This is a genomic window from Hymenobacter sp. PAMC 26628 (genome assembly GCF_001562275.1).
In the GTDB taxonomy this organism is placed as follows: domain Bacteria; phylum Bacteroidota; class Bacteroidia; order Cytophagales; family Hymenobacteraceae; genus Hymenobacter.
Genome location: NZ_CP014304.1, coordinates 4,427,160 through 4,438,262 on the forward strand (window position 1 = coordinate 4,427,160; position 11,103 = coordinate 4,438,262).

Below are 11,103 nucleotides of genomic sequence, written 5' to 3' on the forward strand. Positions count from 1 at the left end.
GGACGAAGCGAGCGCCGCGGACTACAAAGTCCGCGCTACAGCCGCGCCATTCCTGTTCAACCGCGCGGACTCGCAGCGTCCACGCTACAGCCGGTTTGGGGCCGTAGTTTTGTGGTTTACCGTCCCTTTGCCCGCATGTCGTCGTTTACCCTGTGGTTTCAGCAGCGCCCGTGGGCGCTGATGGTGCTGTGCCTGCTGGCGCTGGGCCCGGCGCTGTTCATTCACCTGGGGCTGCTGCCGCTGCAAGTGGACGAGCCGATTAGGGCCCTGGTGGCATTGGAGCTGAAGGACTCGGGCAACTATTTCGTATCGACGCTGCAAGGCGTGTACTATTACAACAAGCCGCCGCTGTATAACTGGCTGCTGCTGGGGCTGTTCAACCTCACCGGGAGCCAGTCGGAGCTGGTGGTGCGGCTGCCCACGGTGCTGTCGCTGCTGGGCTACGCGGCCACGCTGTTCGGGGTGGTGCGGCGGTACTTGGGGCCCCGGCTGGGGTTTGTGGCGGCGTTTGCGTTCATCACCTGCGGGCGGATGCTGTTCTACGACGCCTTCCAGGGCCTCATCGACACGCTGCACGCCTGGATAACCTACCTGGGCTTCGCGGCCGTGTTTTACTTTGCCGAGAAGGGGCAGTGGCGGCGGCTGTTCGTGCTCACTTACGCCCTTACGGCGGTGGGCTTCATGCTGAAGGGGCTGCCGTCGGTGGCGTTTCAGGGCATCACGCTGCTGGTGTTTTGCACGTACTCAAAGAACTTCAAGCGGCTGTTTTCAGGGGCCCACTTCCTGGGCATCGGGGTGTTTGTGGCCATCGTGGGCAGCTACTTTTTGGTGTACAGCCGCTACAACTCGCTGCACGACTACTTCTACACCCTCTGGGACCAGTCGAGCCAGCGCACGGTGGCCGAGCAGCCGCTGTACAAGTCCGTGGTGCACGTGCTCACCTACCCGTTCGATTTCCTGGGCTGGTTTGCGCCCTGGACGCTGCTGGTGGTGTGCCTGGTGCGGCGGGGCTGGTGGCAAACCATTCAGGCCCACCCGTTTCTGAAGTTCAACGCCGTCATCTTCCTGGCCCTGACGCCCATTTTCTGGCTCTCGCCGGCCACCATTCCGCGCTACCTGTTTCCGCTCATCCCCCTGCTCATCACGGTGATGATCTACTTCTACGACCACTACCAGGCCCAGGGCCCCTGGCAAAACCGGGTGGTCGACGGCGTGCTGCTGCTGGTGCTGTCGGTGGTGGCCCTGGCGCTGCTCGCGCCGCCGTTCCTGGCCCGCATCGCCGACGTGCCGCATTTGCTACCCAAAACGGCGCTGGTGTTTGGGGCCCTGGTGGGGCTGGCCTACCTCTACCACACGCTGCCGGCGCAGCGGTTGGTGGTGCTGTGCGCCTACCTGCTGTGCCTGCGGGTGGGCTTCAACTGGTTTGTGCTGCCGGCGCGCTACAAAACCAACGACATCGTGCCCTACCGGGCCGCCAGCATCCGGGTGGGCCAACTGACTAAGGGCCAGCCGCTGTACGTGTACAAAGACTCGCGCCTCGACAACGACGAGGCCTTCTACATCACCCGCGAGCGGGGCGCCATCACCCGCGCCCTGCCCGCCCCCACCGACCTGGGGGCCTACTACCTGGCCGAGGATTGCTACCTCGAAGGCCGCCGCTACCGCCGGTTTTTCGACTTTGTGATTGACCGCCGCATCCACCTCAACCTCGTCAAGTTCGACAACCCGGAGCCCGCCCCCGGCCAGGGCCCCCAGAACTGCCCCCCCGCCGACTACCTGGACCCGACTTACCACCGCTAATATTTTGGTGCTTGGTGCCCAAGGCCGTCATGCTGAGCGCAGTCGAAGCATGACGGCCTAACCAAACAGTGCCAATAGTAAAATTCATTCTCAATGCCCCTTCTCTCCCACCGCCCGAAGCTGCGCCAGGCCCTCATTCTGGGAGCCAAGCTGGCGTTTGTGGTAGGGGCATTTTACTTTGTTTTCCAGCGCATTAGCGTGCGGGATGTGCGGCGGGTGCTGGCCACGGCGCAGCCGGGGTGGCTGGCGCTGGCGGCGGGCCTGTTCACGCTGTCGAAGTGGCTGTCGGCGCGGCGGCTGAACTACTTTTTCCGGGCCATTGGCGTGCCGCTGTCGGAGGACGAAAACCTGCGCCTGTACTGGCTGGGGATGTACTACAACCTGTTTTTGCCCGGCGGCATCGGCGGCGACGGCTACAAGGTGTACTTGCTGCGCCAGCGCTTCCCCGGCAAAACCACGGCCCTGGTGCGGGCCCTGCTGCTCGACCGGGTAAGCGGGGTGCTGGCCCTGGGCGTGCTGGTGGGCGTGCTACTGGCCTTCGTGCCGGCCGTGCCACTGCCCTGGCGGGGGCTGGTGCTGGCCGGCGTGCCGGTGGGCGTGGCGGCCAGCTACTGGGGCAGCGGCCGGTTTTTCCCCGAGTTCCAGCCGCTGTTCGGGCGGGCGGGGTGGCTGGGCCTGGGCGTGCAGGGGGCCCAGGTGCTGTGCGCGTGGGCCATCCTGGCGGGCACCGGCACCAGCAGTCAAGTTATTGATTACCTGGTGGTCTTCCTCGTATCGTCGGTGGTGGCGGTGCTGCCGCTCACGGTGGGCGGCATCGGGGCCCGGGAGGTCACCTTCGTGCTGGGGGCCCAGGTGCTGCACCTCGACGCGGCCGTGTCGGTCACGGTCAGCCTCACGTTCTACCTCATCACGGCGGCGGTGGCGTTGCCCGGGGCGGTGTTCAGCTTCAAGGGAGCAGAGGCAACTGCGCCTTAGCGGGCCGGGGCCCCGGCCGTCGGGCTGGCTCACGCGAACTGCGCGCCAATCATTTCCACCACGTCCGCTCCTCCCGCCGCCGGGCCGCGCTGTTAACCGATAGGTTTTGGCCGGCGGCGTAGTCCTGCCAGCCGTTGGTCAGATACTTTTCGGCGGGGCTGAGTTCACCCGCGCCCGTGTCAAAATCGCCGGCGTTGGGGATGCGGTAGTCGCCCCAGTTGCAGCGCTGCGTCTTTTTGGTGGCGTAGCTCGTCCAGCTGCCGGCAAACTGGTTGTTGCAAAAACTGTCCGACATTTTGTTGATGTCGTCGTAGTGCAGGCGGTGCCGGTGGTCAAGGTACCAACGCATAACGGCCACGCCGCGGAAGATGCCGGTGTGGTCCTGGGCCGGGCTTTCGGTCAACTCGTAGCGGCCCACGGCGACGCCGGCCACGGCCATGTCGGGCAAGGGGCCTTCCTCGGACGCATAAAGCTGCTTGACCGGCGTGGCTTCGCGCACCTGCTGCAAGCGCAGCGTGCCGCGAAAGGCCCGCACCAGGCCGGCCACCTCCGTTTTGCCCGTGATTTGGTACAGCGCGGGGTCGGCCCCCGACTTGTCCACGGTTAACACCTTGACCCGCAGGCGCTGGTAATCGGGCCCGATGAAGCCCACGACCACCGTGGCCGAGGCTTGCAGCAGCAGGGGCCCAAAGTTGTATTTCGTGTACTGCCCTAGCTTTTCGGCCGGGCGCAACGCGGTGCCAGCCAGCGCAGCGCGGCCAAACGCCGCGCTTTCCGCGGGCAGCGGCGCAGCCTTCTGGCTCATCAGAGAAAGCAAACCGAGCACCCCAGCGAAAAGCAGCAACAACCTGGGAGAAATTTGCATATTGGGTTGATAATAAGCAGTAAAACCAAGCGCGCAGTGGCCCCGCAATATACAGTGGCTGCGCAGTATATAGCCGGGGCAAATGCATGCCAGCGCACCTTACCGGCCGAAACCGGCCGAAATTTGTTGTCCCGCCGGCCCATTCTCTTCCCCGCCCATGCCCGCTCCCCTCACCGCCGCCGATTTATCCACCGTCACGGCCTTTGCCGGGCTGCCCGACGATACCCTGGCCTGGCTGCTGGCCCACGGCGAAGACCGCCGCTACGGCCCCGACGAAACCGTGGTGCAAGCCGGCGACGCGGCCCAGTACATGATGGCCATCCTAGCGGGCGGCCTCCAGTTTTATGCCGAGCGCAACGGCCGTGCGGAGCCGGTGTTCCGCATCGAGGCGGGGCAGGTGAGCGGGGTACTGCCCTACTCGCGGCTGCGCACCATCGGCGGCCGGGGCGTGGCCGTGGGCGAGACCCACATCTTGCTGCTGCACCGCGACTTATTCCCCGAGCTGGAGCGCACCAGCCCCGAGCTGATCCAGCGCCTAGTGGGCCTGATGAGCGACCGGGTGCGCGAGCAAACCCGCGGCCAGGAGCGCGACGAGAAGCTGCGGGCGCTGGGCAAGCTCTCCGCCGGCCTGGCCCACGAGCTCAACAACCCCGCCGCCGCCATCAGCCGGGCCGCCGCTACGCTGGGGGCCCGGCTGGGGATCCAACCCGCGCTGCTCTCGGCCCTAGCCAGCCACTGCCCCGCCCCCGAGGCCCTGCACGCCCTCACGCTGCTGGCCCACCCGCAGCCCGCCGCAGCGGGGGCCCCCACGGCTTCGGCCCTGGACCGGGCCGATGCGGAAGACGAGCTGGCCGACTGGCTCGAAACCCAGGCCGTGCCCGACGGCTCGGCGCTGGCCGGGGGCCTGCTGGCCGCCGGCCTGGCCCGCCCCGCCCTCGAAGAAGTGGCCGCGCTGCTGCCGCCCGCCGCCCGCCCCGCCGCCTTCGCCTGGCTCGAAGGGCAGCTCAGCACCCAGGGGCTGCTGCGCGATGTGCAGGAAGCCAGCAGCCGCATCAGCACGCTGGTGGACAACGTGAAAACGTACTCGCACATGGACCGCGGCGGCGACTTCGCACCCCTCGACGCGGCGGCCGGGCTCGAGAGCACGCTCAACATTTTTGGGCACCAGCTGCGGGCCAAAAACATCCGGCTTACCCGCGACTACGCGGCCGATTTGCCGCTCGTGCGCGGCCAGGTCAGCAGCCTCAACCAGGTGTGGACCAACCTCATCGACAACGCCGTGGACGCGCTACCCCCCGGCGGCGGCCTTACCTTGCGTACCCGCCTGGCCCCTGGATTCGTACAGGTGTGCGTGGCCGACGACGGGCCCGGCATTGCGGCCGATGTGCTGCCCCACATCTTCGAACCCTTCTACACCACCAAGGAAGCCGGCGAGGGCACCGGCCTCGGGCTCGACATTGCCCAGCGCATCGTGCAAAACCACGGCGGCCGGCTCGAAGTCACCTCGGGGCCCCAGGGCACGGAGTTTTGCGCCTGGCTGCCGGTGGCGTGAGGGCAGGAAGGGCAGAAGAGAATTAGGCCGTCATGCTCATCTGTCGTCCGCGCAGCCGAAGCATCTCTCCCACTAACTAATTCAATTGATTCCTGCTGCGGTTGAGATGCTTCACTACGCGGACGACAGATGAGCATGACGTTCTAAATCAGTTGTTCTTACTACGCATTACCAACTGATAATAAATAACTTGCCTCCTGATGAAAAAACCCGTTATCCTAGCCGTCGACGACGACTTGCAGGTCCTCAACGCCGTTGAGCGCGACCTGCGCGCCGAGTTCCGCCGCGACTACCGCGTACTGCGGGCCGACTCGGGCGCCGGGGCCCTGGAAATTTTGCGCGAGCTGCAAACCCGCGCCGAGCCCCTGGCCCTGCTGCTGGCCGACCAGCGCATGCCCGGCATGGAAGGCGTGGAGCTGCTGGAAAAATCCCGGGCCCTGTTTCCGGACGCCAAGCGCGTGCTGCTCACGGCCTACGCCGACACCGAGGCCGCCATCCGGGCCATCAACGGGGCCCGCATCGACTATTATTTGCTCAAGCCCTGGGACCCGCCCCAGGAGCTGCTCTACCCCACGCTGCACGACTTGCTGGCCGCCTGGCAGGCCCAGCACAAGCCCGCGTTTCAGGGCCTGCGGCTGATTGGGTTTCAATGGTCGCCGCTGTCGCACGCCGTCAAGAGCGCCCTGGCCGGCTACATGGTGCCCTTCGAATGGCTCGATTTCGAGACCAACCCCACCGCGGCCAAGCTGCTCGAAAGCACCGAGTTCGAGGCCGCCGACTTGCCCGTGGTGGTGTACGCCGACGGCCACGCCGTGGCCCGCCCCACCCGCGCCGACCTCACGCAGTACCTGGGCCTGCTCACCCAGCCCTCGGGCGATTTGTACGACGTGGTGGTGATTGGCGCGGGGCCCTCGGGGCTGGGCGCGGCCGTGTACGGCGCTTCGGAAGGCCTGAAAACGCTGCTGATTGAGCGCGAAGCGCCCGGTGGGCAGGCCGGCACCAGCTCGCGCATCGAGAATTACCTGGGCTTCCCCACGGGCCTCAGCGGTACCGAGCTGGCCCACCGCGCCTGGACGCAGGCCGTGCGCCTGGGTGCCGAGTTCCTGGCCGAGGAAGTGACCAACCTGTGCGTGCAGGACGGCTACAAAGTCCTCACCCTCAGCAATGGGAGCGAGGTGCGCACCCGGGCCGTGGTGCTCACCACCGGCGTCAGCTACCGCAAGCTGGAGGTGCCGGGCATCGACGCGCTCAGCGGCGCGGGCGTGTACTACGGGGCCGCCCGCACCGAGGCCCGCTCCTGCGACCAGCAGGATGTGTACATCGTGGGCGGCGGCAACTCGGCCGGGCAGGCGGCCATGTACCTGGCCACCTACGCCCGCCGGGTGTTCATCGTCATCCGCGGTAAGTCGTTGGCCAGCAGCATGTCGGCCTACCTGATCGAGCAGATTGCGGGCACCGAGAACATCGAAATCCTGCCTTTTGCCCAGGTGAAAGAGGTGCGCGGCGACGGCCACCTCGAAGCCGTGGTGTTGCAAGTGGGCGAGCAAACCGAGGAGCGGCCCGCCCGGGCCCTGTTCGTGTTCATCGGGGCCAAGCCCAGTACGGAGTGGGTGTGCGGCACGGTCATTTGCGACGCCAAGGGCTACGTCCTCACCGGCCGCGACCTGGTGGCCGACCCGCGCTACGCCACCAGCTGGAAACGCCAGCGCGAGCCCTTCGCCCTCGAAACCTGCGTGCCCGGCGTGTTTGCCGCCGGCGACGGCCGCGCCGGGGCCATGGCCCGCGTGGCCGCCGCCGTCGGCGACGGCTCCACGGCCATCAAGTTCGTGCACCAGTACTTGGACGAGTAAGTGTAGCGTGGACTCTGCGCGTCCGCGCGGCGAAACGCAGCTACACGGCTAACAATAGGACGAAGCGAGACGCGCGGACGCGCAGAGTCCACGCTACAACTCGTCGTAGCGCACCAGCTGTATCTCGTTCTCCCTCAGGTATTCGGGCCACGCGGCGTCGCGCCAGAATTCGTACTCGGCCACGCGGTTGAGGTACGAGGTTTCGCGGTTCGTGAGGCCTGGGTGGGTCATGAACTCCACCAGGGGGCCCCGGCGGAAGGCCCGCGCCAGGCCCTGGGCGAAGATCGGCAGCGTGGCATCCTGGGCGGCCGAGAAGTCGGCCACTAGCGCGTTGGGCGATTGAAACCCGCGCAGGCCGTAGCGCGAGGCCACACCGAAGGCGTTGAGCAGCTGGCCACGCAGGGCGTAGCCGGGCTGGCTGCTCCAGCGGCGCAGGCGACGGATGCCGTGCCGCCGCAAGATGCCGGTGAGCACGGGCCCCAGCGCCGGATACAGGTGCTGGTGCTGGTGGCTGTCGGCGTGCGAAACGGGGACGTCGAACCGCGCCAGGCGGGCCAGTTGGGCCACCACCTCGGTTTCCAACTCGCCCACCCGCACGCGGCCGCTGAGGAAGCGCGCCAGCAGCTGCTGGCCCTTAAAAAACTGCCCGTCGGGGCCCAACAGCGTGCGCACGGCGGAGGCGCGGCTCAGCGGCGCGCCGTCTATCAGGTTGAGGTGCAGGCCGGTGGAGATGTGCGCTTGCAAGGGCCCCAGGGCGCGCAGGTCGGCGTCGGTGGCCAGGTTGGCCATCACGGTGGTGCTGCTGATGCGGCGCTGCGCGGCCAGCTCCTGGATAGCGGCGGTGGCGGGCGCGTCCCAGCCGTAGTCGTCGCAGTTGATGATGAGCCGGCGCATTGAGGGAAATGGAGCGGTTTGAGTTAGCTGAAGGATGTTTTTAGGCCGTCATGCTCATCTAGTGTCCGCGCATGACCGTTTTTATTAACCCAAACCGCTCCGATGCAAAGAAAAATCAGGGCCGCTTGGCGATTTTGTTGAACGTGATGCTGCGCTGGGCCTGCGACTTGAAGCGGGCGTCGTCGACGGCGCTCTTGGCGCGGTGCTTGGTGGGGCGGCCCTGCACCCGGGCCCGCCACCGGCGCCACGAGGCCGCCTTTAACTCGCGGCGCATCAACTCAATAACGGCTTGCTCGGACAGGCCGAATTGCGCCAGGATGGCCTCGAACGGCGTGCGGTCTTCCCAGGCCATTTCGATTACGCGGTTGGTGTCTTCAGCGGTGAGGGTGGGAATTTCCATGTGGGGTGGGGCCGCGGGAGTGGCGCGCCGCTCCTTTAAGCGGAGCCGCGCCGGATAGGTTGCGGCCGGCGCGGCCCGGGGCCCTATTTAATTGCCGCGGCCGCCGCGGGCATGGGCACCGGAGCGGCCGCGGGGGCCCCAGCGGCGTGGTGCGCCAGGTGCCGCAGCACGTAGGGCCGGCGGTTGCGGCGGGCGAAGTAGGTGTAAGTACCAATTTCGGCCAGCACCCCGAAGCTCAGCAGAAAGATACCGCCCATGATGAGGAACAGGCTGAAGATGAACTCCATCGGGAAGCGCGCCGAGATGTTCAGCCCGAAAAACACGGCCGCCACCAGGAAGCCCGAGGTGAGGGCCCCGCCGATGAGCAGGCTCAGGATGCCGAGCACGCCGAACAGCCGGAACGGCTTGCGGGCGTAGACCACGGTGAAGCGCAAAATCAGCAAGTCGACGATGACTTTAAAGACTTTGTTGAGGCCGTAGTTGCTGGTGCCGAACTCGCGGGCCCGGATTTCGATGGGAAACTCGATGTATCGCACGCCCTTGCGCGCCACCAGGGCCCCCAGGAAGCGGTGGGCGTCGCCGAGCATCTCCACGTTGGTGAGCAGGTAGCGGCGGTAGGCCTTGTAAGTGGCCCCGAAGTACTCCAGCTTCACACCCGACAGGCGGCTGATGATGTTGTGGGCCCCGTTGGAAATCAGCGTTTTGAGGAAGCCTTCGGGGCGCTTGCTCTTGGCGCCGCCCACCATATCGTAGCCCGCGCGGATGAGGCGCACGAACTCGGGCAGGTAGGCCGGGTCGTGCTGCAAGTCGCCGTCCATGGCCACCACGATGCTGCCCTGGGCCTGCTCGAAGCCGGCGCGCAGGCCCAGCGTTTGGCCGTAGTTGCCGGCCAGGTCGAGGCCGATGATGTGCGGGTTGGCCGCGGCCAGGGCGCTGATGTGGCCCCAGGTTTGGTCGGCGCTGCCGTCGTTCACCAGGATTAATTCGTAGCGGAAGCCGTGGGTTTCCATCACCTCCACGATTTGGCCGGCCAGGGTGCGCACGCTCTGCGCCTCGTTGTAGAGCGGCACGACGACGGAAATCAGCTCGTCGGCGTCGAAGGGCGGCGGGGTGGCGGGGGCCATCGGGAAGGTAGTGGGCATGGGCAGCGGCGGCAAAAAACGGACGGCGAAGGTACGGCCGGGGCCCCGGGCTCTCCGCTGGGGCCCAACTGGAACGGCCTTTGCGCCGCGGCGGGAAGCCAAACGGCGCTGGGGGCCCCGGCGCCCGCCGCGCCCGGGGCCCTAAAAAATGCCCGGAACTCCAGCGCTACGGCGGGGGCCCCGGGCATTTTCAGGCGCGGCTGTCGTTTGTTTACTTACCGTAAACAGCGGTTAAGTAAGTTTTCAGGTCCGTGGGCTTGCGGCCCAGGAGTTGTTCGAAGTCGGGGCTGCTGGCGTCAAATTCGTTGGCCGCGATGGCGCTGGCCAGCTCGCCCATCATCGCCACCACGGGCCCGGGCACTTGGTGCTGGCGCATGCCGGCGGCCAGGTCTTCGCCCGCGATGGGCACGTACGTCACCGCCTGGCCCGTTACCTCGCCGAGCACCGCGGCAATGCCGTGGAAGGAACAGGGCGGCGCGGGCGCAATGTCGTAGGCTTTGTTGTCGTGGCCTTGGGTGGCCAGCACGTGAGCGGTGGCCTGGGCAATTTCTTCGCGCAGGGCGAAGCTCACCCGGCCCGCACCGGCCGCAAAGTAGATTTTGCCGCTGGCCAGTGCGCCTTCGCCCACGAACATCGGCACCAGGTCCAGGTACAGGGTGTTGCGCAGCAGCGTGTACGTCAGGCCCGAGGCCAGCAGGTACGCTTCCGTGGCGGCGTGGCTCCGATTGGAGCCGAAGTGCGACGCGGCCGACGGCCGGAAGATGCTGGTGTACACCACGTGCCGCACGCCGGCCTGCTTCGCGGCGTCGATGGCGTTGCGGTGCTGCTGCACCCGCGTGGCGTAGTCAAACTCGCTGGTCGATACCAGCAGCACCGTGTCGATGCCTTGGAACGCCGCCGCCAACGCGGCGGGGTCGTCGTAATCGCCCGGGCGCACCTGCACGCCGAGCGGGCGGAGGTCCTGGGCTTTTTGGGGGTCGCGCACCACGGCGACGAGGTTGGGGGCCCCTACCTGGGGCAGCAGGGCTTGGAGGGTGGCGCGGCCGAGCTGGCCCGTGGCGCCGGTAATGGCAATCATACGTTTGGCGGTTAAAAGGTTAAAGGTTACTTTTGGTAACCCAAAGGTATTGGCCCTTTTTACGCCTCGCAAGAAGGCACTTTAAGCTTCCCCAGGCACATGGACGTAACCGTTGTTGACCCCCAGGCCGCTAGCGTAGCGGCGGCGATTCAAAATATTTTGACCGTTTCGAAGCGGGGCCCCCGGCTTTGCCCCGTGCGCGACGTGCTGGACCGCGTCGGCGACAAGTGGTCGTTGCTCGCCATCCTGCACTTGGGCAGCGCGGAAGCCGTGCGTTTCAACGAGTTGCGCAAGCAAATTGACGGAATTTCCCAGCGCATGCTCACCGTCACGCTCCGCTCGCTCGAAGCCGACGGCCTGGTGACGCGCACGGCCTACGCCGAGGTGCCGCCCCGCGTGGAGTACCGCCTCACGGCGCTGGGCCAGAGCCTGCTGGGCGCCGTCATTGCGTTGGGCAACTGGGCCACGGCGCACGCGCCCGCCATTGCCCAGGCGCGCCAAGCGTTTGCCGGCTAGTGCCGGCCCTGGTTCGCAAACCTTACCTTCG

The 11,103-nt window shown here is 66.7% G+C and carries 10 protein-coding genes; 5 read left to right on the plus strand and 5 right to left on the minus strand.

Annotation, left to right across the window (positions count from 1 at the left end):
* Nucleotides 1–135 precede the first annotated feature (135 nt).
* Both AXW84_RS19135 and AXW84_RS19140 read left to right on the plus strand, forming a co-directional pair.
* Nucleotides 136–1,800 (plus strand): ArnT family glycosyltransferase, encoded by a 1,665-nt coding sequence (locus AXW84_RS19135; protein ID WP_068236991.1) that lies wholly within the window; start codon nucleotides 136–138, stop codon nucleotides 1,798–1,800.
* Between the two features lie 93 nt (nucleotides 1,801–1,893).
* Nucleotides 1,894–2,775 (plus strand): lysylphosphatidylglycerol synthase transmembrane domain-containing protein, encoded by an 882-nt coding sequence (locus AXW84_RS19140; protein ID WP_068236992.1) that lies wholly within the window; start codon nucleotides 1,894–1,896, stop codon nucleotides 2,773–2,775.
* A gap of 49 nt (nucleotides 2,776–2,824) precedes the next feature.
* Here AXW84_RS19140 and AXW84_RS19145 read toward each other — a convergent pair whose 3' ends face one another.
* Nucleotides 2,825–3,580, minus strand: a complete 756-nt coding sequence (locus AXW84_RS19145) for a hypothetical protein (protein WP_068236993.1) — start codon at nucleotides 3,578–3,580, stop codon at nucleotides 2,825–2,827.
* A gap of 217 nt (nucleotides 3,581–3,797) precedes the next feature.
* On the opposite strand from AXW84_RS19145, the gene AXW84_RS19150 reads away from it, so the two are divergent.
* Together AXW84_RS19150 and AXW84_RS19155 are read left to right on the plus strand one after the other, a co-directional pair.
* On the plus strand, nucleotides 3,798–5,192 hold the full coding sequence (locus tag AXW84_RS19150; protein ID WP_068236996.1) for a sensor histidine kinase: 1,395 nt from the start codon (nucleotides 3,798–3,800) through the stop codon (nucleotides 5,190–5,192).
* A 200-nt stretch (nucleotides 5,193–5,392) separates the two neighbouring features.
* A complete protein-coding gene (locus AXW84_RS19155) occupies nucleotides 5,393–7,042 on the plus strand; it encodes an FAD-dependent oxidoreductase (protein ID WP_068236999.1) in 1,650 nt (549 codons plus the stop codon).
* Between the two features lie 93 nt (nucleotides 7,043–7,135).
* Here AXW84_RS19155 and AXW84_RS19160 read toward each other — a convergent pair whose 3' ends face one another.
* The 4 genes from AXW84_RS19160 to AXW84_RS19175 form a co-directional block, all read right to left on the minus strand.
* Nucleotides 7,136–7,936: a carbohydrate deacetylase gene (locus tag AXW84_RS19160; protein ID WP_068237006.1), complete on the minus strand. Its 801-nt coding sequence runs from the start codon at nucleotides 7,934–7,936 to the stop codon at nucleotides 7,136–7,138.
* Between the two features lie 115 nt (nucleotides 7,937–8,051).
* The gene (locus tag AXW84_RS19165; protein ID WP_068237011.1) at nucleotides 8,052–8,336 is read right to left on the minus strand and encodes a TIGR03643 family protein; all 285 of its coding nucleotides are present in this window, start codon (nucleotides 8,334–8,336) and stop codon (nucleotides 8,052–8,054) included.
* A gap of 83 nt (nucleotides 8,337–8,419) precedes the next feature.
* Nucleotides 8,420–9,478: a glycosyltransferase family 2 protein gene (locus AXW84_RS19170; protein WP_236943171.1), complete on the minus strand. Its 1,059-nt coding sequence runs from the start codon at nucleotides 9,476–9,478 to the stop codon at nucleotides 8,420–8,422.
* A 211-nt stretch (nucleotides 9,479–9,689) separates the two neighbouring features.
* On the minus strand, nucleotides 9,690–10,556 hold the full coding sequence (locus AXW84_RS19175) for an SDR family oxidoreductase (protein ID WP_068237014.1): 867 nt from the start codon (nucleotides 10,554–10,556) through the stop codon (nucleotides 9,690–9,692).
* A 99-nt stretch (nucleotides 10,557–10,655) separates the two neighbouring features.
* Between AXW84_RS19175 and AXW84_RS19180 the strand changes: the two genes are divergently transcribed.
* Complete coding sequence (locus AXW84_RS19180; protein WP_068237016.1) at nucleotides 10,656–11,072, plus strand: winged helix-turn-helix transcriptional regulator; 417 nt, start codon at nucleotides 10,656–10,658, stop codon at nucleotides 11,070–11,072.
* Nucleotides 11,073–11,103 lie beyond the last annotated feature (31 nt).

Excerpts from the sequence above, each read along its gene's own strand:
- AXW84_RS19135 (WP_068236991.1), top strand. The coding sequence starts at position 136 with ATGTCGTCGTTTACCCTGTGGTTTCAGCAGCGCCCGTGGGCGCTGATG.
- AXW84_RS19140 (WP_068236992.1), top strand. The coding sequence starts at position 1,894 with ATGCCCCTTCTCTCCCACCGCCCGAAGCTGCGCCAGGCCCTCATTCTG.
- AXW84_RS19145 (WP_068236993.1), bottom strand. The coding sequence starts at position 3,580 with ATGAGCCAGAAGGCTGCGCCGCTGCCCGCGGAAAGCGCGGCGTTTGGC.
- AXW84_RS19150 (WP_068236996.1), top strand. The coding sequence starts at position 3,798 with ATGCCCGCTCCCCTCACCGCCGCCGATTTATCCACCGTCACGGCCTTT.
- AXW84_RS19155 (WP_068236999.1), top strand. The coding sequence starts at position 5,393 with ATGAAAAAACCCGTTATCCTAGCCGTCGACGACGACTTGCAGGTCCTC.
- AXW84_RS19160 (WP_068237006.1), bottom strand. The coding sequence starts at position 7,936 with ATGCGCCGGCTCATCATCAACTGCGACGACTACGGCTGGGACGCGCCC.
- AXW84_RS19165 (WP_068237011.1), bottom strand. The coding sequence starts at position 8,336 with ATGGAAATTCCCACCCTCACCGCTGAAGACACCAACCGCGTAATCGAA.
- AXW84_RS19170 (WP_236943171.1), bottom strand. The coding sequence starts at position 9,478 with ATGCCCACTACCTTCCCGATGGCCCCCGCCACCCCGCCGCCCTTCGAC.
- AXW84_RS19175 (WP_068237014.1), bottom strand. The coding sequence starts at position 10,556 with ATGATTGCCATTACCGGCGCCACGGGCCAGCTCGGCCGCGCCACCCTC.
- AXW84_RS19180 (WP_068237016.1), top strand. The coding sequence starts at position 10,656 with ATGGACGTAACCGTTGTTGACCCCCAGGCCGCTAGCGTAGCGGCGGCG.